The organism is Pseudomonas shirazensis, assembly GCF_050496565.1.
GTDB lineage: Bacteria > Pseudomonadota > Gammaproteobacteria > Pseudomonadales > Pseudomonadaceae > Aquipseudomonas > Aquipseudomonas shirazensis_A.
Map to the genome: position 1 here is coordinate 237,969 of NZ_JBNWAE010000004.1, position 22,816 is coordinate 260,784.

At 63.6% G+C, this 22,816-nt stretch carries 20 protein-coding genes and 1 pseudogene; 14 read left to right on the top strand and 7 right to left on the bottom strand.

The window, feature by feature from the left end:
- Nucleotides 1–150: 150 nt before the first annotated feature.
- Together ACQZ2L_RS08620 and ACQZ2L_RS08625 are read right to left on the bottom strand one after the other, a co-directional pair.
- Nucleotides 151–375, bottom strand: a complete 225-nt coding sequence (locus ACQZ2L_RS08620) for a hypothetical protein (protein WP_430325656.1) — start codon at nt 373–375, stop codon at nt 151–153.
- Nucleotides 372–1,352, bottom strand: coding sequence for a polyprenyl synthetase family protein (locus ACQZ2L_RS08625; protein WP_430325657.1), 981 nt, complete (start codon nt 1,350–1,352; stop codon nt 372–374). Before ACQZ2L_RS08625 ends, ACQZ2L_RS08620 begins: the two co-directional genes overlap by 4 nt.
- Before the next feature lie 171 nt (nt 1,353–1,523).
- Between ACQZ2L_RS08625 and fni the strand changes: the two genes are divergently transcribed.
- From fni to ACQZ2L_RS08650, 5 genes and pseudogenes are all read left to right on the top strand, one after another.
- Complete coding sequence (gene fni, locus ACQZ2L_RS08630; protein ID WP_430325658.1) at nt 1,524–2,570, top strand: type 2 isopentenyl-diphosphate Delta-isomerase; 1,047 nt, start codon at nt 1,524–1,526, stop codon at nt 2,568–2,570.
- On the top strand, nt 2,567–3,853 hold the full coding sequence (locus ACQZ2L_RS08635) for a glycosyltransferase (protein WP_430325659.1): 1,287 nt from the start codon (nt 2,567–2,569) through the stop codon (nt 3,851–3,853). Before fni ends, ACQZ2L_RS08635 begins: the two co-directional genes overlap by 4 nt.
- The gene (gene crtY / locus ACQZ2L_RS08640) at nt 3,838–5,004 is read left to right on the top strand and encodes a lycopene beta-cyclase CrtY (protein WP_430325660.1); all 1,167 of its coding nucleotides are present in this window, start codon (nt 3,838–3,840) and stop codon (nt 5,002–5,004) included. Before ACQZ2L_RS08635 ends, crtY begins: the two co-directional genes overlap by 16 nt.
- On the top strand, nt 5,001–6,491 hold the full coding sequence (locus ACQZ2L_RS08645) for a phytoene desaturase (protein ID WP_430325661.1): 1,491 nt from the start codon (nt 5,001–5,003) through the stop codon (nt 6,489–6,491). The genes crtY and ACQZ2L_RS08645 overlap by 4 nt, the downstream gene beginning before the upstream one ends.
- Nucleotides 6,488–7,414 (top strand): annotated as a pseudogene (locus ACQZ2L_RS08650) (phytoene/squalene synthase family protein); the annotation flags it as partial. The gene ACQZ2L_RS08645 and the pseudogene ACQZ2L_RS08650, both read left to right, overlap by 4 nt.
- Here ACQZ2L_RS08650 and ACQZ2L_RS08655 read toward each other — a convergent pair.
- Complete coding sequence (locus ACQZ2L_RS08655; RefSeq protein WP_314873366.1) at nt 7,359–7,895, bottom strand: sterol desaturase family protein; 537 nt, start codon at nt 7,893–7,895, stop codon at nt 7,359–7,361. The pseudogene ACQZ2L_RS08650 and the gene ACQZ2L_RS08655 sit on opposite strands and share 56 nt — an antisense overlap.
- Nucleotides 7,896–7,981: 86 nt before the next feature.
- Entirely contained in the window at nt 7,982–9,166 is a 1,185-nt protein-coding gene (locus tag ACQZ2L_RS08660; RefSeq protein ID WP_430325662.1) for a porin, read from the bottom strand.
- A 326-nt stretch (nt 9,167–9,492) separates the two neighbouring features.
- On the opposite strand from ACQZ2L_RS08660, the gene ACQZ2L_RS08665 reads away from it, so the two are divergent.
- Together ACQZ2L_RS08665 and ACQZ2L_RS08670 are read left to right on the top strand one after the other, a co-directional pair.
- Entirely contained in the window at nt 9,493–10,563 is a 1,071-nt protein-coding gene (locus tag ACQZ2L_RS08665; RefSeq protein ID WP_430325663.1) for an enoyl-CoA hydratase/isomerase family protein, read from the top strand.
- 16 nt (nt 10,564–10,579) lie between these two features.
- Nucleotides 10,580–11,731: an acyl-CoA dehydrogenase family protein gene (locus ACQZ2L_RS08670; protein WP_430325664.1), complete on the top strand. Its 1,152-nt coding sequence runs from the start codon at nt 10,580–10,582 to the stop codon at nt 11,729–11,731.
- A 181-nt stretch (nt 11,732–11,912) separates the two neighbouring features.
- Here ACQZ2L_RS08670 and pedF read toward each other — a convergent pair whose 3' ends face one another.
- Nucleotides 11,913–12,350, bottom strand: a complete 438-nt coding sequence (gene pedF, locus ACQZ2L_RS08675) for a cytochrome c-550 PedF (RefSeq protein WP_181087847.1) — start codon at nt 12,348–12,350, stop codon at nt 11,913–11,915.
- A 257-nt stretch (nt 12,351–12,607) separates the two neighbouring features.
- Here pedF and exaA point away from each other — a divergent pair, with 257 nt between their 5' ends.
- Together exaA and ACQZ2L_RS08685 are read left to right on the top strand one after the other, a co-directional pair.
- Nucleotides 12,608–14,473: a quinoprotein ethanol dehydrogenase gene (gene exaA / locus ACQZ2L_RS08680; RefSeq protein WP_430325665.1), complete on the top strand. Its 1,866-nt coding sequence runs from the start codon at nt 12,608–12,610 to the stop codon at nt 14,471–14,473.
- 96 nt (nt 14,474–14,569) lie between these two features.
- Nucleotides 14,570–15,214, top strand: coding sequence for a pentapeptide repeat-containing protein (locus tag ACQZ2L_RS08685; RefSeq protein ID WP_314873380.1), 645 nt, complete (start codon nt 14,570–14,572; stop codon nt 15,212–15,214).
- A 10-nt stretch (nt 15,215–15,224) separates the two neighbouring features.
- Here the strand turns inward: ACQZ2L_RS08685 and ACQZ2L_RS08690 are convergent, their stop codons facing one another.
- Nucleotides 15,225–15,860 carry a response regulator gene (locus ACQZ2L_RS08690; RefSeq protein ID WP_430325666.1) on the bottom strand — a complete coding sequence of 212 codons (636 nt, stop codon included), beginning with the start codon at nt 15,858–15,860 and terminating at the stop codon, nt 15,225–15,227.
- A 202-nt stretch (nt 15,861–16,062) separates the two neighbouring features.
- On the opposite strand from ACQZ2L_RS08690, the gene ACQZ2L_RS08695 reads away from it, so the two are divergent.
- From ACQZ2L_RS08695 to ACQZ2L_RS08715, 5 genes are all read left to right on the top strand, one after another.
- Nucleotides 16,063–16,728 carry a response regulator transcription factor gene (locus ACQZ2L_RS08695; protein ID WP_101319114.1) on the top strand — a complete coding sequence of 222 codons (666 nt, stop codon included), beginning with the start codon at nt 16,063–16,065 and terminating at the stop codon, nt 16,726–16,728.
- Between the two features lie 535 nt (nt 16,729–17,263).
- Nucleotides 17,264–18,325, top strand: coding sequence for a 3-deoxy-7-phosphoheptulonate synthase (locus tag ACQZ2L_RS08700; RefSeq protein ID WP_430325667.1), 1,062 nt, complete (start codon nt 17,264–17,266; stop codon nt 18,323–18,325).
- 78 nt (nt 18,326–18,403) lie between these two features.
- On the top strand, nt 18,404–18,652 hold the full coding sequence (locus tag ACQZ2L_RS08705; RefSeq protein ID WP_430325668.1) for a hypothetical protein: 249 nt from the start codon (nt 18,404–18,406) through the stop codon (nt 18,650–18,652).
- A 99-nt stretch (nt 18,653–18,751) separates the two neighbouring features.
- Nucleotides 18,752–20,338 (top strand): ABC-F family ATPase, encoded by a 1,587-nt coding sequence (locus tag ACQZ2L_RS08710; protein WP_430325669.1) that lies wholly within the window; start codon nt 18,752–18,754, stop codon nt 20,336–20,338.
- Between the two features lie 211 nt (nt 20,339–20,549).
- On the top strand, nt 20,550–21,740 hold the full coding sequence (locus tag ACQZ2L_RS08715; RefSeq protein ID WP_430325670.1) for an MFS transporter: 1,191 nt from the start codon (nt 20,550–20,552) through the stop codon (nt 21,738–21,740).
- Here the strand turns inward: ACQZ2L_RS08715 and ACQZ2L_RS08720 are convergent.
- Complete coding sequence (locus tag ACQZ2L_RS08720) at nt 21,708–22,751, bottom strand: alpha/beta hydrolase family protein (RefSeq protein WP_430325671.1); 1,044 nt, start codon at nt 22,749–22,751, stop codon at nt 21,708–21,710. The genes ACQZ2L_RS08715 and ACQZ2L_RS08720 overlap by 33 nt on opposite strands.
- Between the last annotated feature and the right edge of the window lie 65 nt (nt 22,752–22,816).

The following is a 22,816-nucleotide window of genomic DNA, read 5'->3' on the forward strand; positions in this document are numbered from 1 at the left end:
GTCGGGGGCGCTGCGCGCCCCTTTCGCGACACAAGGCCGCTCCTACATAGTGCAAAAAATCATGGCGAACGCCGTCCTGTAGGAGCGGCCTTGTGTCGCGAAAGGGCTGCGCAGCGGCCCCAGCTATCTCAAACCAGAAAAACAAATCACTTACAAACCCTTCTCCCGCGCCTCACGCAAGCGCCGCTCGATTTCCGCGGTCTGCTCTTCCAGCTCCTTGATCGAAGTGGGCGTAATCACCTTGTCGATCGTTTCGGTATCCGGGTCCGGCCGCTCCAGCGGCTGACCTTCTACGCGCTGCCCCTGCTGGGCCTGCTCGGAGGACAGTGGGCGTGGCACCTTGTCGCCGGTGTGTTGCGGGTCGTGCTCGGTCATGGCGTGCTCCTTGAGATATCTGCCTGTACTTCAGCAGATCGCACGCTGGCGCAAAAGTTTGATTGGGCCAAAGGTGAGCGCACAGTGGCGAACACCGCACGCAGCAGGCAACCGATCGGCTGCTCGGCGAGAAACACCTGCTCCAGGCACTGCTCGGCAGCCTCAAGGTGGCTGTGCAGGCGATGGCGCGTCTGGGTCTCGCCACACAGGGCAAACAGTGTCGACTTGCCGGCGTCCTTGCCCAGGTCCTTACCGGTATCCGGGTCACAATCGCGCAGATCATCCTGCAACTGGAAGGCCTGGCCCAGCTCGCTGGCAAAACGCTGCAGAGGCAGACGCACGCCTTCATGGGCATGACCCAACAGGCACGCCATGTCCATGATCGCGGCAAACAGCACGCCGGTCTTGAGCTGATTGGTCTCGGCGATCTGCTCGGCACTGCGTACCGTTGCACCCTCGCGCAGGTCTTGCAACTGGCCTTTGACCAGGCCATGAGCACCGATGGTCTGCGACATGATCGCGATCAGGCGATTGCGCTGCTCAGGCTCGACCGTATTCAGCGCCGCCACCACGCCAAACGCGCGCGACAGCAAAGCGATGGCGGCAAGGATCGCCACGTCCTCGCCAAACGCCAGGTGCAACGTCGGGCGGCCACGGCGCAACGCGGCGTTGTCCATGCAAGGCAGGTCGTCGAGCACCAGCGAGGCGGCGTGCACCATCTCGATCGCACAGCCCAGATCCAACGCCGCCGCCTTACAACCGCCCAGGCTCTCGGTAGTCAGCAGCAACAGCAACGGGCGCAGGCGTTTACCCGGCGCCAGGGCACTTTCGCGCATGGCTGCCGCGAGCAGATCGCGTTCGTGACCCACCTCAGGCAGCAACGCGCTGAGGCGGCTGTCCAGCTCTGCCCGCAGGCGAGCAAGGTAAACAGCGAAGTCGGCGTCAGTGGCCGAGGTTGTGCGGGCGATAGTGGTCATCCTGGCCTCTTCGGTGGTGCGGTCTAGGCCGCGAGTTGACGGAACGACTATCAGGGGCCGTTGCCAGAACTGTACTGTTTCCCAGCATAGCTGTACAAAGCTACTAGCGTTGTACAAGTAACAGGTAAGGCCATGATTTTCACCCAATGATTCAATGGCAGCGGAGCCGGAATGAAAAAAAGCGTGTTGAGCCAGCGCAAGGATGATCATCTTGACATCGTATTGGGCGCAGACAAAACCACCGCGCATGCCGATGCCGGCTGGGCCGCAGTCCGTTTCGAGCACTGTGCCCTGCCTGAACTGTGCCTCGACAGCATCGACCTGAGCAGCTCCTTGCTGGGCATGCCATTGCGCGCACCGCTGCTGATCAGCTCCATGACCGGTGGCGCCGAGCGCGCCACACGCATCAATCGCCATCTGGCCGAGGCTGCGCAGGCGCTGGGGATTGCCATGGGCGTCGGCTCGCAGCGGGTCAGCCTGCGCAGCGCCGACGACCAGGGCCTGACCCGCGAGCTACGTAGGCTGGCCCCGGATATCCCGCTGCTGGCCAACCTTGGCGCCGCGCAACTGCGCGAAGCCGATGGCCTGGACCTGGCCCGGCGCGCCGTCGATATGCTCGAAGCCAGCGCCTTGATTATCCACCTTAACCCGCTGCAGGAAGCCGTACAGCCTGAAGGTGACCGTGACTGGCGCGGCGTGCTGGCGCAGATCTCGGCGCTGACTGCAGCGCTGCCGGTGCCGGTGATCATCAAGGAAGTCGGCGCCGGGATCTCGCCAAGCGTGGCCCGCGACCTGCTCGAGGCCGGTGTGCAGGTGATCGATGTGGCCGGCACCGGCGGTACCAGTTGGGCAGCGGTTGAAGCCGAGCGTGCCGGCACCCGCGCCGATCGCGCTGTGGCCATGGCTTTCGCTGACTGGGGTATTCCGACCCCTCTGTGCTTGCAGACCTTGCGCCGGGCCTTGCCCAACAGCGTGCTGATTGCCTCCGGCGGTATTCGCGACGGCATCGATGCGGCCAAGGCGATCCGCCTTGGCGCTGATCTGGTCGGCCAGGCTGCTGGCGTGTTGCAGGCCGCGACAGAGTCCACCGAGGCGGTGCTCGAACACTTCGAGATCATCATTCGCCAGTTGCGGGTCGCGTGCTTCTGCACCGGCTCGCGTGATCTGGCAGCGCTGCGTCGGGCGCGCTTGCTGGCGGCCGGGCTGGACCTGTCATGAGTCACTTCGCGGTGGTCGCCCCGCCCTACCCCAGCCACTTCCAGGCCTTGCAGGCGCTGGCCGGGGAGCTGGTCGAGCGCGGCCACCGTGTGAGCTTTTTCCATCAGCCTGCCGCACAGCGCTGGCTCAGCGACCCACGCATCAGTTTTATTGCGGTTGGCCAAGGGCAGCTTGCCGAAGACCACCTTGAACAGACCTTGCGCCTGGCCGCCATCCCCAGCGGGCCGATGCACCTGCGCCGTTTGATCGACCAGTTGGCGAGCACCAGCGCGATGCTCTGCGCCTGCCTGCCCGCGGCGCTCGCCGCACAGCAGGTGGATGCCATGCTCTGTGACCAGATGGAGCCGGCCGGAGCACTGGCAGCCGAAGTGGCGGGCATTCCCTGGATATCCATCGCCTGCGCGCTGCCGATCAACCGCGAACCCGGCATACCGTTGCCGGTGATGCCGTTCGACTACGGCCAAAGCCGCTTCAAGCGGCGCCTGTATCGCGGCAGCACCGAGGTCTTCGACTGGTTGATGCAGCCACTGGGGCGGGTGCTGCGCCAGGCCTGCCGCGAACATGGTCTGGTCGAGCGTGAGGGTTTGCATGAATGGCTGTCGCCGCTGGCGCAAATCAGCCAGACCGTGCCCAGCTTTGATTTCCCGCGCCAGGCATTGCCGGCGCACTTTCATGCAGTCGGGCCGCTGCGGGTAGCGGCGCAGCAGGACGCCGCCGACTGGCCCCTGGACCCGGCGCGGCCCTTGGTATTTGCCAGCCTGGGCACCCTGCAGGGCCATCGCTTCGAGTTGTTCAGCAAGATCAGCCAGGCTTGCAAGGCACTCGACGTGCAGCTGCTGATCGCCCACTGCGGCGGCCTCGACCAGGCCCAGCAAGCGCTGTTGCTGGAACAGGGCGCCACGTTCGTCACCGACTTCGCGCCCCAGCAGTGGGCGGTACGGCGCGCCGATGTGGTCATCAGCCATGGCGGCCTCAATACTGTGCTGGATGCCATTGCTGCCGCCACGCCGCTGTTGGTCCTGCCGATTGCATTCGATCAGCCGGGCGTGGCGGCACGGGTTGCCTATCATCGTCTGGGCGTGGCGCTGTCGCGGCGCGCCAGTATCAGCGCCATCCGCAGCGCCCTCGCCCACCTGCTGCGCGAACCGCTGCCCAGGCTGACTGCGCTGCAGCGCGAACTGGCCACGGCCGGTGGCGCGGCGAAGGCGGCGGACATCGTCGAGGCTGCACTGCGCAGCCAACAACCGGTACTGGCAGAGAATTCACCATGCATTACGACCTGATCCTCGCCGGTGGCGGTCTGGCCAATGGCTTGATCGCCTGGCGCCTGAACCAACTGCGGCCTGAGCTGAAACTGCTGTGCCTGGAGCGTGACGCCACCCTTGGCGGCAACCATACCTGGTCGTTCCATGATGCCGACCTCACGCACGCTCAGCAGCGTTGGCTGGAGCCGTTGGTGGTCAAGCGCTGGCCGGCCTACCACGTGCACTTTCCGCACTTGTCGCGGCGCCTGGCCAGCGGCTATGCGAGCATCACCAGCGAGCGCTTTGCCGAGGTCATCACCCAGGCCTTGGGGCCGGCCCTGCGCACCGGCAGCCAGATCACCTCGCTTGCGCCTGAACAGGTCACCCTGGCCAGCGGCGAAGTGCTACAGGCGCGGGTCACCATCGATGGCCGTGGCGCCGAGGCCAGCCCGCACCGCGTTCTTGGCCGCCAGGCGTTTCTCGGCCAGGTGCTGCGGCTGGAGCATACCCACGGCTTGCAAGCGCCGATCCTGATGGATGCTCGAGTCGCCCAAGGCAACGGCTACCGCTTTGTCTACGTGTTGCCGTTCAGCGCCGATACCCTGCTGATCGAAGACACCCACTACGTCGACCACAGCCCGCCAGCGGCGGCGCAGTTGCGCAGCAATATCGACGACTACCTGCGTCAACACGGCTGGCAGGTCGCCGAGTGCCTGCGCGAAGAGCAAGGCGATTTGCCGATCACCCTGGCAGAAGACTTTCCGGCCTGGTGGGCGCAGCAGCACGGGCAGGTCTCATCCGGGCTGCGCGCCGGGCTGTGCCACTGTACGACCGGTTATTCGCTGCCGGAGGCCGTGCGCCTGGCCGATTGGCTCGCATTGCAGCCGTTTGACAGCAGTGCGCAACTGCACCAGGCGATGGGCACGTATCTAGCGCAGCGCTGGCGCGGCCAGGGCTTTTATCGGCTGCTCAATCGCATGCTGTTCCTTGCTGGCAGCGCGCAGCAGCGCTGGCAGGTCATGCAGCGCTTCTATCGCCTGCCGGAAGGCTTGATCGCACGCTTTTATGCAGGCCAGAGCTCCGTGGCTGATCGCCTGCGCATTCTTTCGGGCAAACCGCCAGTCCCCGTCGGCCAAGCGCTGCGGGCGGCGTTGCGCCATTCTCCACAGCATTTCAAGGAGCAGTCATGACCCAAGGCAAAACCGCGCTGGTGATCGGTGCCGGCCTCGGCGGCCTGGCATTGGCCATTCGCCTGCAAGCGGCCGGGATTCACACCACGTTGCTGGAGCGTCGCGACTTGCCGGGTGGGCGTGCCTACGTCTACCACGACCAGGGCTTTACCTTTGACGCAGGCCCGACGGTGATCACCGACCCCACCGCAATCGAAGCGCTGTTCGAGCTGGCCGGCAAGCCGATGGCTGACTACGTCGAGCTGCTACCGGTCGCACCGTTCTACCGGCTGTGCTGGGAAGACGGCACGCAGTTCGACTACAGCAACGATCAAGCCGAGCTCGAGCAGCAGATCCACGCGATGGAGCCGGCCGATGTCGCCGGTTATCAGAGCTTTTTGAAATACTCTCGAGCAGTCCTCGAAGAGGGCTATATCAAGCTGGGTGCGGTGCCGTTCCTGACCTTCCGCGACATGCTCCATGCCGGCCCGCAACTGGCCCGTTTGCAGGCCTGGCGCAGTGTCTACAGCATGGTCGGGCAGTACATCCGCAACCCGCAGTTGCGCCAGGTGTTCTCGTTCCATGCCTTGCTGGTGGGCGGCAATCCGTTCGCCACCTCGGCCATCTACACCTTGATCCACGCCTTGGAGCGTGAGTGGGGCGTGTGGTTTGCCAAAGGTGGCACCGGCGCGCTGGTCGAGGGCATGGCGCGGTTGTTTACCGACCTCGGTGGCACCCTCGAATTGAACGCCGACGTGGTCAGCTTCGATAGCCAGGGCGACCGCCTGACCGGTGCGCGCAGCCGCGACGGCCGCCACTGGACGGCCGATGCGATCGCCTCCAATGCCGATGTGGTGCACACCTACGCCGACCTGCTTGGCGCGCACCGGCGCGGCCAGTCCGAAGCGCGCCGGTTGAAAAGCAAGCGCTTCAGCAACTCACTGTTCGTCGTCCATTTCGGCCTCAAGCGTCGGCAGCCGCAGCTGCGTCACCATACCGTGTGCTTCGGCCCGCGCTACCGTGAGCTGGTGCAGGAAATCTTCAACGGCCCAAACCTGCCGGAAGACTTTTCGCTGTATCTGCACTCGCCCTGCGCGACCGACCCGGACATGGCGCCAGACGGCTGCTCCAGTCATTACGTGCTCGCGCCAGTGCCGCACCTGGGCAACGCGCCAGTCGATTGGGCGGTCGAAGGCCCACGCTATCAGGAGAAGATCCTCGATTACCTCGAGCGCTATTACATCCCCGGGCTGCGCGAAGACCTGGTCACCTGCCGCAGCTTCACCCCGGTCGATTTTCGTGACGAACTCAACGCCCACCTGGGCTCGGCGTTCTCGCTGGAGCCGGTGCTCACCCAAAGTGCCTGGTTCCGCCCGCATAACCGTGATGCGCAGGTGAGCAACCTGTACCTGGTCGGCGCCGGCACCCACCCAGGCGCTGGCGTGCCGGGTGTGATTGGCTCGGCCAAGGCCACCGCAGGCTTGATGCTCGAGGACCTGCAACGATGAGTGGCGACGAGCAGCTGCTGGCCCACGCCGAGCACAGCATTGCCGTCGGCTCGAAGAGCTTCGCCGCGGCCTCGCGCTTGTTCGACCCGGTCACCCGGCGCAGCGCGGTGCTGTTGTACGCCTGGTGCCGCCACTGCGACGACGTGATCGACGGCCAGCAGGCCGGCCATCAGGCTAGCGTGCTGCAAACTGAAGAAGCACGCCAGCGCTTGGCCGGCCTGTATCAGCAAACGGCTGCTGCCTGCGCCGATCAGCCGGTCAGCGACCCCGCCTTTGCTGCACTGCGCGAAGTCGCCCGGCGCCATGGCGTGCCGCAGGCCGAGGCGTTCGACCTGCTGGCGGGGTTCGAGCAGGACGTCGCCGGCCAGCGCTACCAGACGCTAGAGCAGACACTGGGTTATTGCTACCACGTAGCCGGCGTGGTCGGCCTGATGATGGCGCGGGTCATGGGCGTACGTGATGACGCCGTGCTCGATCGCGCCTGTGACCTGGGCCTGGCCATGCAGCTGACCAATATTGCTCGGGATATCGTCGATGATGCCAAGGTTGGCCGCTGCTATCTGCCGCAAGCCTGGCTGGACGAGTTTGCGATCACTGCCGAACAGCTTGCCGACCCACGCCAGCGTCCCGCTGTGGCACGCATGGGCACGCGTCTGGTGGAGCAGGCAGAGCCCTACTATGCCAGCGCCCAGGCCGGTCTGAGCGCCCTGCCCTGGCGTTCAGCCTGGGCGGTGGCAACAGCGGGTTCAGTGTATCGGCGCATCGGCCTGAAGATTCTGGCGGCGGGTGACGCCGCCTGGGACGGGCGCCTGTCGACCAGCAAGGGCGAGAAGCTCGCCGCCGTTGCCAGTGGCCTGTGGCAGGCCCTCAGCCGCGGCTGGCGTCGCTATCCGCCACGGGCGCTGCAGCTTTGGCAGCGTCCACTCGCTGCTCGCGCAACGGCCCCCCATGACGCGCACGCAGCTGCGCCTTCAACTGCTCAACCGTAGGCGAGTAGAGAAAACCAAACGACACGCAGCCGTCCTTGCCCTGCACCGCATGGTGCATCAGGTGGGCCTGATAGAGGCGCTTGAGGTAGCCATGGCGCGGCACGATGCGCAGCGGCCAGCGCCGGTGCACCAGGCCGTCATGGGCGATGAAGTAGAGCAGGCCATAGCCGGTCATGCCGGCACCGATCCACTGCAGTGGATACCAGCCGGCAGTGCCCAACGCGATCAGGGTGATGGCCAGCCCGGCAAATACCACGGCGTACAGGTCGTTCTTTTCGAACAGTCCGTGGCGCGGCTCGTGGTGCGAGCGGTGCCAGCCCCAGCCAAAGCCATGCATGATGTACTTGTGGGCCAGATAGGCAACGCCTTCCATGGCGGCAAGGGTGATCAGAAACGTCAGCAGACTGGTGAACATGGCGCGGCATCCCCTGGCAATGCCTGTGAGCATACAACAAATGCCCCAGCGTATTGCAGCGGCATGCCGCCGCGCCAGCCGCCCGCTTACCAGGTCAGCACAGCGCCCAGGGCCAAGGTATCGGTGTCCTCGTTTTGCGCATCGCCTTCATGGCCATCGATCTCGAACTGGTTGTATTCGGCGACCAGTTTCAAGTTGGCATTGATCTCGCGAAACAGAGCAATGCCCCGGGTTTCATAGTCGGCGCCGGTGTTCACTGCACCGTTGCCGTCATCCTTGGTCTTGCCATACGACAGCGCCAGGCGGTTTTTGCCGAAGGTGTACGAGCCCTGCACCAGATAACCCTGGCTGTCGACCTCACGCAGGGTCGCCTCGCCAGCATTGTTGGTGAAGAACGGGTTGATACCTTTGGCAGTGAAGCCCGAGCCTGTCAGCGAGAACGCACCCATCTTGGCCTGCACGCCGTAGCCAAGGCCTTTGGAGGTGACTGAGTCGACGTTGCTGTCGGTGTTGTCGGAGGTCTGGTAGCTGCCGTTGAGCCAGCTGTAGATCTTCGCGCCGCCCAGATCGAACTGGTAGGTGATCTCGCTCTCGGTGCGCGGATTCTCCTGATAGGCCTTGCCGACCGCGCTATCGTCGTTGGTGTCGACCGGGTCCATGATCCCCACGGCCACGCGCAGGCCGTCCATTACCGGTGTGCGGTAGGTGATCTGCGAGGTCGGGAACGGATAGGGATAACCGCTGCCGATGTTGCCGAACGAAACCCCGCCGCCGTCAACCAGGCCGAGGGTGTCGCTGACTTGGCCGTAGCCGGTGAGCAGTTCATCGAGGAGGATGTTGGAGCGGGCAAACAAACCGAAGTCCTTGCCGATCAGCACCTCGCCCCACTCCGGGTTGGCCACCGTGCCGTAGAACTGGCGCACGTCGATGGCCGTGTCGGTGCCGTTGGTTTCACTGTCGTTGATGCTGACCCAGAACGAGGCGCGCCCGCCCAGCTTGAGATCGTCGATCTGGCGGGTCATGTTGAAGCCCAGGGTATTGGGCAGAAAGCCCATCTTCACCCGAGACTGGCGCCGATCATATTGCTCGCCGGCGCGGTCGATATCGCTGTTGACGTAGAAGGCATTGATGTAGCCGTCGGTGGAAAAGGTCGTCTGGTCCTTGTCATAGAGCATGATCTCGGCCCCCGCCAACGGGGTCAGGGCCAGGCTGGCAAGGCCGCCAAGCAGCGGCAGGATACGGCGGTGGGAGTTGTTATTGTTGTTGTGCATGACGCGCTCCGCAATCGGTTGGACAGGTGTCCAGGCGATTATCGAAAGCCCGCGCACGCGGCCCTACGCTGCCTTGGCGGCGATTGGCCGGTTCCTTGGCCGGTGCCGGGTAGCTTGCGCCTGCAAGCACTACGACCCGCTCCCGCTGGAGCACTCGGCTAAAGTGGCAGTACCTAGTGCGCAAGGTGGGTACATGAGACATTCATGCAGTCAGCTGCTGCAGATATGTCGATTGTGCAGGGCATATTTGCATGACAGGATCTTTTCATCCTCCAGTGCACTCCAGACTTCACTTGGAAAATCAATAACAAAGCAGGGAGATCGCGATGACCGCGCAAGCTCGAATTTCATCCACCGATCATGTGCTGGCTGAAGTCCGCAATCAGATTGGCCACCTGACCTTGAATCGCCCGGCCGGGCTCAACGCGCTGACCCTGGACATGGTGCGCAGCCTGCAGCAGGCGCTCGACGCCTGGGCGGCCGACCCGCAGGTGCAGGCTGTGGTCCTGCGTGGTGAAGGGCCAAAAGGCTTCTGCGCCGGCGGTGATATCCGCTCGCTGTACGACAGCTTCAAAGCCGGCAGCAGCCTGCATGAAGCGTTCTTCGTCGAGGAGTACGCCCTCGACCTGTGCATCCATCACTACCCCAAACCGACCCTGGTGCTGATGGACGGCTTCACGCTGGGCGGCGGCATGGGCCTGGCACAAGGCGCCGACCTGCGCGTGGTTACCGAGCGCAGCCGGTTGGGCATGCCGGAGACCGCCATCGGTTACTTCCCGGACGTCGGCGGCAGTTACTTCCTGTCCCGCGTGCCGGGCGAACTTGGTACCTACCTGGGCGTTAGCGGCTGCCAGATCCAGGCGGCCGATGCCTTGTATTGCGGCCTGGCCAACTGGTACCTGAGCAGCGACAAGCTCGCCCAGCTCGATCAAGCCCTGGACCAGCTCAGCTTCGGTCAGCATCCACTCAAGGACCTGCAGGGCGCGCTGGCCCGCCTCGGCACCCAGGTACTGGCCGACGCGCCGCTGGCCAAGCTGCGCCCGGTGATCGACCATTACTTCGCCCAGGCCGACCTTGCCAGCATCATCGAACAACTGCGCACGGTGCGCATCGGCGACAGCCAGGCCTGGGCGCTGGCCACCGCCGACCTGCTGCAAAGCCGCTCGCCGCTGGCCATGGCCGTGACCCTGGAGATGCTCCGGCGCGGGCGCAAACTTGGCCTGGAGGCGTGCTTTGCCATGGAGCTGCACCTGGACCGGCAGTGGTTCGCCCATGGCGACATCATCGAGGGCGTGCGCGCCCTGATCATCGACAAGGACAAGCAGCCCCGCTGGAACCCGCCGACCCTGGCAGAGCTGGACCAGGCGCGGGTCGACCAATTCTTCGAAGGGCTGTGAGCCTGGGAGTACGCAGATGCAAGACCTGGAACTGAACGAAGAACAGATCATGATCCGCGACATGGCGCGCGATTTTGCCCGCGGCGAAATCGCTCCGTACGCCCAGGCCTGGGAAAAAGCCGCCTGGATCGATGACGGCGTGGTGCGCAAGATGGGTGAGCTGGGCTTGCTTGGCATGGTCGTGCCGGAGCAGTTTGGCGGCAGTTTCACCGACTACGTGGCTTACGCCCTGGCGGTCGAGGAGATTTCGGCTGGCGACGGTGCGACCGGCGCCTTGATGAGCATTCACAATTCGGTGGGCTGCGGCCCGCTGTTGGCCTACGGCACGGCTGAGCAACAGCAGCACTGGCTGCCGCGCCTGGCCAGTGGCGAAGTGATTGGCTGCTTCTGCCTGACCGAACCGCAGGCCGGGTCCGAGGCGCACAACTTGCGCACCCGGGCGGAACTGATCGATGGCGAATGGGTAATCAATGGCAGCAAGCAGTTTGTCAGCAACGCCCGCCGCGCCGGGCTGGCTATCGTCTTTGCGGTAACTGATCCGGAGCTGGGCAAGAAAGGCCTGTCGGCGTTTCTGGTGCCGACCGACAACCCTGGTTTCAAGGTTGACCGTAGTGAACACAAGATGGGCATTCGCGCGTCCGACACCTGTGCCGTAAGCCTCGAAAACTGCCGCATCCCCGCAGCCAATATGCTCGGTGAGCGCGGCAAGGGCCTGGCGATTGCACTGTCCAACCTTGAAGGCGGCCGCATCGGTATCGCCGCCCAGGCGCTGGGCATCGCCCGGGCGGCATTTGAAGCTGCACTGGTGTACTCGCGAGACCGCATCCAGTTCGGCAAGCCGATCAACGAGCACCAGAGCATCGCCAACCTGCTCGCCGACATGCAGGTCCAGGTCAATGCCACGCGCTTGCTGATCCTGCACGCGGCGCGCCTGCGCAGCGCGGGCAAGCCGTGCCTGTCAGAGGCTTCGCAGGCCAAGCTGTTCGCTTCGGAAATGGCCGAGCGGGTTTGCTCGATGGCGATTCAGGTGCATGGTGGTTATGGGTATCTGGAAGATTATCCGGTCGAGCGGTACTACCGCGATGCGCGGATTACCCAGATCTATGAAGGGTCGAGCGAAATTCAGCGGATGTTGATTGCGCGGGAGTTGAAGAACTATCCGCTGTAAGCGTTGGCCTTTGGAGATGTGTCTTGGTTGAGTACGTAGGGGGGCGCTGCGCACCCCTTTCGCGACACAAGGCCGCTCCTACGGGGACCGCGTCAGCCATGTGTACGCGGTCTCTGTAGGAGCGGCCTTGTGTCGCGAAAGGGCTGCACAGCAGCCCCAACGTACTCAAATATAAAAATATTCACTCGCTTACGTGCACGCTGTCCAGATACGTGCGCACCGCCCACAACGCTTCCTGGCTGAGGAAGTCGGCCATCTTCGGCATATACACCCGGCCATCGCGCACCGCGCCGTTGCGCACCCGCTCGACGAACCACTCATCACCGACCGCGCCTTCATCGAGCATACGCAGATCAGGCGCAATCCCACCGGACTTGGCCTCAAGGCCATGGCACGCGGCGCAGTTCTGGTTATAGGCCGACGCACCAATCGACAGCGCCTTGTCATGATCCTTGCTGTTGCGGTAGGGATTTTCGCTACGCCATTCGCTGCCCAAGGGCTCCAGCCCATCGGTGTTGACCGCCGATGGCGTCACGTTGCCGTGGGCGAAGCTGCCACCGGCGGCGCACAGGCCAGCCAGCAACAGGGAAAGGTGCCAGGCGCTTTTAGGGGTTGTCATTGTTCTGCCCTCGACTGCTGAAGTTGCACGCTGCGCCTCTCGAACGGAGGCGGCCCGACCATCCTAGAAAGCCGGTGCCAGCGGCCACATGCTGCTTTGGGGGTCGCGCCCTTATCCCTTGGTAGTAGCGCTTGCGGCGCAGTGCCAAATCATGTCCGGGCTGGGAAGATTTCCCGCAGTGACCGGGATTTTTTCCGTATCTCGATCAGCGGCGGCGTTCCAGGCTAGCCAGGCACAACCTCACTGGGAACTCCACCATGACAACAAGAACATTACCCGCCCTGCTTTCGCCTCTTTCTGCCGCCCTGCTCCTGGCCAGCCTGGCCTGCGGCGGCGCTGCCCAGGCCAAGCCGGTTACCTGGGAAGATATCGCCGACGACCACAAGACCACCGGCAACGTGCTGCAATACGGCATGGGCACCAACGCCCAGCGCTGGAGCCCGCTGGCGCTGGTCAATGACCAGAACGTATTCAAACTGACCCCGGCCTGGTCGTTCTCTTTCGGTGACGAAAAGCAACGCGGCCAGGAATCCCAGGCCATCATCAATGACGGCGTGATCTACGTCACCGGCTCCTACTCGCGGGTATTTGCCCTCGACGCCAAGACCGGCAAGCGCCTGTGGACCTACAACCACCGCCTGCCGGACGACATCCGCCCCTGCTGTGACGTGGTCAACCGCGGCGCGGCCATCTATGGCGACAAGATCTTCTTCGGCACCCTCGATGCACGGGTGGTGGCGCTGAACAAGGACACGGGCAAGGTGGTCTGGAACAAGAAGTTCGGCGATCACAGCGCCGGCTACACCATGACCGGCGCACCGACCCTGGTCAAAGACCAGAAGAGCGGCAAGGTGCTGCTGATTCACGGCAGCTCGGGCGATGAATTCGGCGTGGTCGGCCAGCTGTATGCACGCGACCCGGACACCGGCGAAGAAGTCTGGATGCGGCCGTTTGTCGAAGGCCACATGGGCCGCCTGAACGGCAAGGACAGCACCCCGACCGGCGACGTCAAAGCGCCGTCCTGGCCGGATGATCCAAGCTCTCCAACCGGCAAGGTCGAGGCCTGGAGCCACGGTGGCGGCGCGCCTTGGCAGAGCGCCAGCTTCGATGCCGAAACCAATACCATCATCGTCGGCGCCGGCAACCCCGGCCCGTGGAATACCTGGGCGCGCACCTCCAAGGACGGCAACCCGCACGACTACGACAGCCTGTACACCTCCGGCCAGGTCGGCGTCGACCCCACCACCGGCGAGGTCAAGTGGTTCTACCAGCACACGCCGAACGATGCCTGGGACTTCTCCGGCAACAACGAACTGGTCCTGTTCGATTACAAGGACAAGGACGGCAAGCAGTTCAAAGCCACCGCGCATGCTGACCGCAACGGCTTCTTCTACGTGGTCGACCGCACCAACGGCAAGCTGAAAAACGCCTTCCCGTTCGCCGACAACATCACCTGGGCCAGCCACATCGATCTCAAGACCGGGCGCCCGGTTGAAAACGAAGGTCAGCGCCCGGCCAAGCCTGAACCAGGCCAGACCAAGGGCAAGCCAGTCGAAGTGTCGCCGCCGTTCCTCGGTGGCAAGAACTGGAACCCGATGGCCTACAGCCAGGACACCGGGCTGTTCTACGTGCCGGCCAACCAGTGGAAAGAGGAATACTGGACCGAAGAAGTCAACTACAAGAAGGGCTCGGCGTACCTGGGCATGGGCTTCCGCATCAAGCGCATGTATGACGACCACGTCGGCACCCTGCGCGCGATGGACCCGACCACCGGCAAGATGGTCTGGGAGCACAAGGAGCGCCTGCCGCTCTGGGCTGGCGTGCTGGCAACCAAAGGCAACCTGGTCTTCACCGGTACCGGCGATGGTTACTTCAAGGCGTTCAACGCCAAGACCGGCGAGGAGCTGTGGAAATTCCAGACCGGCAGTGGCATCGTCTCGCCGCCGATCACCTGGGACCAGGACGGTGAGCAGTACATCGGCGTAACAGTCGGCTACGGTGGCGCGGTGCCGCTGTGGGGTGGCGACATGGCCGAGCTGACCAAACCTGTGGCACAGGGCGGCTCGTTCTGGGTGTTCAAAATCCCGGCCTGGGACAGCAAGAGCAAGACAGCCCAGCGCTGAGTTGCCTGGCTGCAGCCCCACCAGCGCCTCTTGCGTTGGTGGTGGCTGCGGCCAATCGCCGTGAAAGAGGGCGCTGCCCTCCTCTGAGGAGCCACCATGAACTACCTTCCCTTCGCGTTGATTCTGGCGCTCAGCCCGGTTGTTGCCGATGAGCTGGACGATGCCCCACTGACCATCAATGGCTGCGTGATCGCCGCCGAAAGCAAGTGCGCCAACGCCAACCTGCGCGGCGCCGACCTGAGCAATCAGGACCTGCGCAAGATCGATCTGTCTGGCGCCGACCTGCGCGAGGCCAACCTGCGCCACGCCCGGCTGGACCTGGCCAACCTGGAAAAAGCCGACCTGCGCGGCGCCAACCTGACCCGGGCCAGCCTGCAGCAAAGCAACCTGCGCCTGGCGCAACTGCAGAACGCAACACTGGTCGCGGTGCAGGCCTGGGGCATGTACGGGCAAGGCGCCAATTTTGAGAATGCCGATTTGTCGGCGGCCTATCTGGAATTCGCACGCCTGTCCGGGGCCAAACTGCACGGCGCCAAGCTGCAGGCGGCTGACCTGGAGATGACCTGGCTGAGCAAAGCCGACTTGAAGGGCGCAAGCCTGGCCGATGCCAATCTGCAGGAAGCCAAGCTTGGCGAAAGCAATCTGGAAAACGCTGACTTGCGCGGCACCCGTCAGCACTATGCAAACTTTCAGGACAGCAACATGGAAGGCTGCAAAGGCTGCCCGCAGACCTGGAAGTGAACCGATCGACTCAGGCGACCGCCTTGAGCAGCCCTGCCCGCAATGCCAGGTGGACCAGCTCCGCCTGGCTGCTGACGCGCAACTTGCTCTTGAGCAAGGTCAGGTGATTGGACACGGTCTTGCTGCTGATGCATAGCTGGGCAGCAATGCTGCGCAACGCCGTGCCCTTGGCCAGCAACAGGAAGATCTCGGCCTCGCGCGGCGTCAGGCCATGCAGGCAATCGGACTCAGCCTGCGCGGGCTGACAGGCCAACGCGGTCGCCAGGCCCTGCTCGATATAGGCATGTCCGCTAAGGGCCTTGCGCACCGCCTCGACCAGTACTTCAGGGGTGACCTGCTTGGACAGAAAGCCGCAAGCCCCAGCCGCCAACGCCTGGCGCACCAGGCTCAGTTGCGCATGTTCGCTGAGAAACAGCACGCGCAGCTGTGGCAAGCGCTGGCGCAGACGGCGGGTGGTTTCCAGGCCGCTGATGCCCGGCAGGTCGAAATCCATGATCACCAGTCCCGGCACCTGCGCCTGCACCATGGCCAGCGCCTGCTCGCCATCGCTGGCCTGCAGCAAGGGCATCTGCGGCAGTGCCTGGGCCAGGGTCGCGGTAATGCCGGCGCGCAGCAACGGGTGGTCGTCTACCAGCAAAATGGCCATGCCTTGTGCCTCCTGTACAGTGCAAGCCTCCATGCTAGAAGCCCTGCTGCTGCCCAGACCTACTACTTTGGTACTGCTTCGCATGGCGATGGTCGCATTCACAAAGCCTTGCTACCGGCTCTTAATAGCGGCATAACGAGGGCTGCTGCCAAGCGAACTGCCCCTGCGTGCGAGCACACATACAACAATAAGGTGCACAGCCATGTACAAGATTCTTATCGCCGACGATCACCCATTGTTCCGCGAGGCCATGCACAACGTGATTGCCGATGGGTTTCCGGGCAGCGAGGTGATGGAAACCGCCGACCTCGACAGCGCTTTGGCGATGACCTGCGAAAACGACGACCTCGATCTGATCCTGCTCGACCTGAACATGCCCGGCATGCACGGCCTGGGCGGTTTGATGAACCTGCGCAACGAGGCGCCGACCATTCCGGTAGTGATTGTCTCGGCGGAGCAGGACAAGCAGGTGGTGCTGCAAGCCATCACCTACGGCGCGGTCGGCTTCATCACCAAGTCCTCGCCGCGGGCGCAGATGACCGACGCCATCGAGCAGATTCTCAATGGCAACGTCTACTTGCCACCGGACATCATCCGCACCCAGAAGCCCGGCACCCGCCGCGCGGTCAGCGAAGCGCAGAGCTTCGCCCCGGAGCTGCTGCAGGCGCTGACCCGCAAGCAACTGCTGGTACTTGAGCGGATGACCAAAGGCGAATCGAACAAGCAGATTGCCTACCACCTGGACATTGCCGAGACCACGGTCAAGGCTCACGTCTCGGCGATCCTGCGCAAATTGAATGTGCACAACCGGGTGCAGGCGATCCTCAGCGCCGGCGATATCGACTTCACCGCCTACCTGCGCCGCTGACCGAAAAAAAGCGCATTCAGCCATTGAATGCGCCGTTGCAGGTGCAGTAAGCTCGGACTCAATCACTGGAGTGCAACATGACCCACAGCCACCACCACACTGCCACCTGCACCGCACGCACTGCGCGCCGGCTGCTGGCTGTCGTGCCTGGTTCGGTCGTCTCCACCGTTTATTTTGGGTATTGGTTTAGCCACTAGGCGCCGCTGATACCCAACGGCGCCCACTCTTGGAGGGGCCGCCGAACATGAGAATACTCAACCCCCGGTCGGCTTCCCGTCCGGGGGTTTTGCGTTTCCAGGCTTTTGAAAAACACCAAACATATCGAGGATTTGAACATGAACTACCGCACTTCCTACCGCGCCGCCACCTATACCTGGCGATTTAGCCAATCCCGTTCGGGCCAGCCTGCCGCCTCCGTTCGGTCGATTTCCGGTGGCGATGCCGCACAAGAACCGCATTTGACGATTTGTCGAACACCTCGATAGGGCGCGACCGCGCGGGCCTGAACCCGCTGTCCGCCCAGGGAAATACAACTATGCAAGCCGCTACCCTCGCCCTGCCCCTGACCCAACCTGTTGCTGCCAACTCCGCTGTCAGCCAACGCCTGCCCAGCCCGCACCTGCTCAAGCAGCAGATGCCACTCACGCCAGAACTTGCCCAGCAAGTGCAGCAGCACCGCCAAGCCATCCGCGCCATTCTCGAAGGCCGTGACTCGCGCCTGCTGGTGATTGTCGGCCCGTGCTCGATCCACGACCCGCGCTCCGCACTGGAGTACGCGGATCGCCTGGCCGCCCTCAGCCGCAAGGTCGACGACAAGCTGCTGCTGGTGATGCGCGCCTACGTCGAAAAGCCGCGCACTACCGTCGGCTGGAAGGGCCTGGCCTACGACCCGCACCTGGACGGCAGCGATGACATGCATGCCGGTATCACCCTGTCCCGCGGCTTGATGCTGAGCATGCTCGAGCGCGGCTTGCCGATCGCCACTGAGCTGCTGCAGCCGATGGCTGCCGGTTACTTCGATGACCTGCTCAGCTGGGCGGCAATTGGTGCACGCACCACCGAGTCGCAGATTCACCGCGAGATGGTCAGCGGCCTGCCGTTGCCGGTCGGGTTCAAGAACGGCACCGATGGTGGCATCACGGTGGCGACCGACGCCATGCGCAGCGCCATGCATGGGCATCGGCATTTCGGTATGGATGCCCAAGGCCACCCGGCGATCGTCGAGACGCTGGGTAATCCCGACACGCACCTGGTCCTGCGCGGTGGTCACGCCGGTCCCAATTACGATGCAACCAGTATCGCACTGGCACGGCAGGCCCTGGCCAAGGCCGGCCTCACACCCAGCATCGTGGTCGATTGCAGCCATGCCAACAGCGGCAAGGACCCGGCCCGGCAACCAGCGGTGCTGCGCGATGTAGTGGCACAGCGGTTGGCGGGGGATCATTCGATTGTTGGCGTGATGCTGGAAGGGCATCTGTTCGATGGCTGTCAGGCGCTGGGCAAGCAACCTTTGCAATACGGCGTTTCCATCACGGACGGATGCCTGGGTTGGGACAGCACTGCGCAGATCCTCGAAGACGCGGCGCAGGCGCTGTAACTGCACAGCAGCAGTTGCACAGCTTGGGGGATATGCCCGGCTGGCTGATCAAGTGATGCTCAGCCGGTTATCTCTTTCGTGCTCGTTCAGCGCAAAGGATGGCTGTGGATCAGCGCGTCAGGTGTTACAATCCGCGCCTTCAAATCGGCGCTCAGTGCGCTGGTCATCCGTGAACGTCGGCAGTACGACACCCTCCACATCTGCGCAACCATGTACCTGATGCCTGGGATGAACACCGCGTTCATCGCCAACCCGCACAGCTGCAGCGTCGAGATGTTGATACCTACCTTCGCGAAATGGATCGGCTCTTCCTCGGACTGGGGATGAGCTGGAGAAGCTGCCGCCGTAAGTCGAAATGGCCCGAAATCGGCCCAGACATGACGAGATGGCCTAAATACACCTCTGGAATTCCCGCAGGACAAGCACTTGATCTCTACCGCTAACATCACCATGCAATTCGGCGCCAAGCCGCTGTTCGAAAACGTTTCGGTCAAATTCAACAACGGCAACCGCTACGGCCTGATCGGCGCCAACGGTTGCGGCAAGTCGACCTTCATGAAGATCCTCGGCGGTGACCTCGAGTCGTCCGGTGGCCAGGTGATGCTCGAGCCGAACACCCGCCTGGGCAAACTGCGCCAGGACCAGTTCGCCTACGAAGACTTCACCGTGATCGACACGGTGATCATGGGCCATGAGCAACTGTTCAAGGTCAAGGCCGAGCGTGACCGCATCTACTCGCTGCCAGAGATGAGCGAAGAAGACGGCATGGCTGTCGCCGAGCTGGAAACCGAGTTCGCCGAGATGGACGGCTACACTGCCGACTCGCGCGCCGGTGAGCTGCTGCTTGGCCTGGGTATCCCGCTGGAGCAGCACAACGGCCCGATGAGCGAAGTCGCACCGGGCTGGAAGCTGCGCGTATTGCTGGCCCAGGCGCTGTTCTCGGACCCGGACGTGCTGCTGCTCGACGAGCCGACCAACCACCTGGACATCAACACCATTCGCTGGCTTGAAACGATCCTCACGGCGCGTAACAGCACCATGATCATCATTTCCCACGACCGGCACTTCCTCAACAGCGTCTGCACCCACATGGCTGACCTGGACTACGGCGAGCTGCGCCTGTTCCCGGGCAACTATGACGAGTACATGACTGCCGCGACGCAATCGCGCGAGCAGCTGCTGTCGGACAACGCCAAGAAGAAAGCTCAGATCGCCGAGCTGCAGACCTTCGTCAGCCGCTTCTCGGCCAACGCCTCGAAAGCCAAGCAGGCCACGTCGCGGGCCAAGCAGATCGACAAGATCCAGCTGGCCGAAGTCAAGCCGTCGAGCCGGGTCAGCCCGTTCATCCGCTTCGAGCAGAACAAGAAGCTGCACCGTCAGGCCGTGACCATCGACAAGATGGCCAAGGCGTTCGACAACAAGGTACTGTTCAAGGACTTCAGTTTCACCGTTGAAGCCGGCGAACGCGTTGCCATCATCGGCCCCAACGGTATCGGCAAGACCACCTTGCTGCGTACCCTGGTCGGTGAACTGCAGCCAGACGCAGGTGCGGTGAAGTGGACCGACAGCGCCGAGGTGGGTTACTACGCGCAGGACCACGCCCACGATTTCGAAGACGACGTCAGCCTGTTCGACTGGATGGGTCAGTGGACCCAGGGCGAGCAGATGATCCGTGGCACCCTGGGCCGGATGCTGTTCTCCAACGACGAGATCCTCAAGTCGGTCAAGGTCATCTCCGGTGGTGAACAAGGGCGCATGCTGTTCGGCAAGCTGATCCTGCAAAAGCCCAACGTACTGGTGATGGACGAACCGACCAACCACCTGGACATGGAATCGATCGAAGCGCTCAACCTGGCGCTGGAAAACTACCCGGGCACGCTGCTGTTCGTCAGCCATGACCGTGAGTTCGTGTCGTCGCTGGCCACTCGCATCCTCGAGCTGACGCCAGAAGGCGTGGTCGACTTCAGCGGCACCTACGACGACTACCTGCGCAGCCAGGGCGTCGTGGTCTGATCTGTCGCTGACAGGTTGAACCCAGTGCGGGGCAAGCCTGCGCTCATGTGAACCGAAGCATTCGGTCATATGGGCGCGGGCTTGCCCCGTGTTCGTTTACAGGACCACGCCAGTGCACGACGTAGGCCTGGCAATTCGTTAGCCTGCTTTCATTTCCCTCGCGCAACCGCCATGATGGGCCACGCCCCACCGCCCGCCAGCGAACGAGCCCATGACTGCACAAGCACCCTCCCCCGATAACGGCTTTGCCATCACCCGCCAGATCCTTGCGATCGTCTTTTACACCTTCATTACCTTTCTCTGTATCGGCCTGCCGATCGCGGTGCTGCCCGGCCACGTGCATGACCAACTCGGTTATGGCGCGGTCATCGCCGGGGTGACCATCGGCCTGCAATACCTGACCACCCTGCTCAGCCGCCCGTTTGCCGGGCGGGTGGCGGATAGCCTGGGAGGCAAACGGGCGATTGGCTACGGCTTGTACGGGATCATCGGTTGCGGAGTGCTGACGCTGCTCTCGGCCTGGACCTTGGCCTGGCCGCAAGCAAGCCTGGCGCTGCTGCTCGGCGGCCGTGTGCTGCTGGGGCTGGCACAAGGCCTGATCGGCGTAGCGACCTTGAGCTGGGGCATCAATCAGGTCGGTGCCGAGCACACCGCGCGGGTGATTTCCTGGAACGGGATCGCTTCGTATGGCGCCATTGCGATTGGCGCACCCGTCGGCGTGCTGTTGGTGGATGGCCTGGACTTCAGCGTACTGGGCCCGTTGCTGGTGATCCTCGCCGTGATTGGCCTGTTCACCCTGCGTCAACGACCCGATGTGGTGGTAGTACGTGGCGAGCGCCTTGGCTTCTGGTCAGCGTTCGTGCGCGTGGCGCCGTGCGGCACGAGCCTGATGCTGGCGTCGATCGGCTACGGCACGCTGACCACCTTCGTCACCTTGTACTACCTCGAACGCGGCTGGACCGGCGCTGCGCTGTGCCTGAGCGCCTTCGGTGTATGCTTCATCATTTCGCGCTTGTTGTTCGTCAACGCGGTCAATCGCTTTGGCGGTTATGCGGTGGCGATAACCTGCATGGCGACCGAAGTGGTCGGCTTGACGTTGCTGTGGCTGGCCCCCTCACCGGGGTTCGCTCTGCTCGGCGCTGGCCTGACCGGCTTTGGCCTGTCGCTGGTGTACCCGGCGCTCGGCGTCGAAGCGATCAAGCATGTGCCGCCGAGCAGCCGTGGTGCGGGCCTGGGCGCCTATGCGGTGTTCTTCGATTTGGCGCTGGCCATTGCCGGGCCGGTAATGGGCGCAGTCGCCGTGCATCTAGGCTACGCCTCGATCTTTTGCGTAACCGCCCTGCTAGCGCTTTCAGGCGTTGGCCTGACCCTACTGCTGGCGCGGCGAAATCAGCGCGGCTGAGCGTTCTGCCGGTTCTGGTGCACCAAGCGCCTGGGTAAAAAAATCAGCGGTTTCACGCTGCAACGAGCGGTGGATCTGGCGCCGGTCGATACCGGCAGCATCCTGGCAGAGCACCGGCATGCGTGCGTGTTGCTCGTCATCGCAAGGCGCCATGAACACAAAATGCCCGGCGCCGGCCAGCAGGCGGTAGTCGGGAGTTACCGGCAACTTGCGCGCCAGGGCATCGGCGTTGTGCTCCAGCGCCAGTAACTGGTCGTTGTCGCCGCTGTACATCAGCACCGGCAGGTGCACGTTGCTCAACGCATGCCGCCCGAACATCAGGCTAAGCGGCGCCATCAACACCACAGCGCCGACGCGCGGGTCGGCGTGGGGCACAAGCTCACTGCGGTCGGCAATCAATACACCGTGGGTCTTGCAGGCATCGGCGTCGGTCGGTCGCTCCTGGCAATAGCGCTGCAGACGGTCCAGATCGGGTTGCGCACCAGACAGGATCAGGGCAGTCTCGCCGCCTGCCGAATAGCCGATCACACCGACCTTGCCGTCGTCCAGATAAGGGCCCAGCAACGCATCTGCACGGGCGGCAGTGATCGCCGCGCTGACCTGCAGCGGGCGCCCGTACAGATTGCTCAGGGTACCCAGCCGGCTCGGATCACGGGCATTGTCACCAGGGTGGGTCAAGGCGATGACCACAAAGCCTTGTCGGGCAAGGCCTGTGGCCAGGTCGTGCAGCGCCAGTGGGCTACCGGTATTGCCGTGGGAGATGACCAACAGCGGAAAATGCCCAAGCGCCACCGGCGCCTCTTCGGCAGCGCGCAGCTGATAGCCGTCGATGCGCAGACTGTGGGTCGCGCCGCTGGCCGGGTAGAACGCCAAGGCGTGCATGGGCCGCGCATCCACCGGATCGATGAGTTGCAGAGCGTGCAGGCCAGCGACCCAGGGCGCGGCATTGGCATGGCTGATCAGGCTGGCGAGCACCACCAGCGCGGCAATCGTTCGTGAGAGGTATGTCACCGGCGTCTCCCCCGCAGATGGGCGGATGACATCAGCTTAAGGCCCTAGGGCTCAGGGCAGATGAA

Excerpts from the sequence above, each read along its gene's own strand:
- ACQZ2L_RS08690 (WP_430325666.1), bottom strand. The coding sequence starts at position 15,860 with ATGGCCATTTTGCTGGTAGACGACCACCCGTTGCTGCGCGCCGGCATT.
- fni (WP_430325658.1), top strand. The coding sequence starts at position 1,524 with ATGAAAAAAAGCGTGTTGAGCCAGCGCAAGGATGATCATCTTGACATC.
- exaA (WP_430325665.1), top strand. The coding sequence starts at position 12,608 with ATGACAACAAGAACATTACCCGCCCTGCTTTCGCCTCTTTCTGCCGCC.
- ACQZ2L_RS08635 (WP_430325659.1), top strand. The coding sequence starts at position 2,567 with ATGAGTCACTTCGCGGTGGTCGCCCCGCCCTACCCCAGCCACTTCCAG.
- ACQZ2L_RS08665 (WP_430325663.1), top strand. The coding sequence starts at position 9,493 with ATGACCGCGCAAGCTCGAATTTCATCCACCGATCATGTGCTGGCTGAA.
- crtY (WP_430325660.1), top strand. The coding sequence starts at position 3,838 with ATGCATTACGACCTGATCCTCGCCGGTGGCGGTCTGGCCAATGGCTTG.
- ACQZ2L_RS08655 (WP_314873366.1), bottom strand. The coding sequence starts at position 7,895 with ATGTTCACCAGTCTGCTGACGTTTCTGATCACCCTTGCCGCCATGGAA.
- ACQZ2L_RS08685 (WP_314873380.1), top strand. The coding sequence starts at position 14,570 with ATGAACTACCTTCCCTTCGCGTTGATTCTGGCGCTCAGCCCGGTTGTT.
- pedF (WP_181087847.1), bottom strand. The coding sequence starts at position 12,350 with ATGACAACCCCTAAAAGCGCCTGGCACCTTTCCCTGTTGCTGGCTGGC.
- ACQZ2L_RS08695 (WP_101319114.1), top strand. The coding sequence starts at position 16,063 with ATGTACAAGATTCTTATCGCCGACGATCACCCATTGTTCCGCGAGGCC.
- ACQZ2L_RS08715 (WP_430325670.1), top strand. The coding sequence starts at position 20,550 with ATGACTGCACAAGCACCCTCCCCCGATAACGGCTTTGCCATCACCCGC.
- ACQZ2L_RS08645 (WP_430325661.1), top strand. The coding sequence starts at position 5,001 with ATGACCCAAGGCAAAACCGCGCTGGTGATCGGTGCCGGCCTCGGCGGC.
- ACQZ2L_RS08670 (WP_430325664.1), top strand. The coding sequence starts at position 10,580 with ATGCAAGACCTGGAACTGAACGAAGAACAGATCATGATCCGCGACATG.
- ACQZ2L_RS08620 (WP_430325656.1), bottom strand. The coding sequence starts at position 375 with ATGACCGAGCACGACCCGCAACACACCGGCGACAAGGTGCCACGCCCA.
- ACQZ2L_RS08625 (WP_430325657.1), bottom strand. The coding sequence starts at position 1,352 with ATGACCACTATCGCCCGCACAACCTCGGCCACTGACGCCGACTTCGCT.
- ACQZ2L_RS08660 (WP_430325662.1), bottom strand. The coding sequence starts at position 9,166 with ATGCACAACAACAATAACAACTCCCACCGCCGTATCCTGCCGCTGCTT.
- ACQZ2L_RS08700 (WP_430325667.1), top strand. The coding sequence starts at position 17,264 with ATGCAAGCCGCTACCCTCGCCCTGCCCCTGACCCAACCTGTTGCTGCC.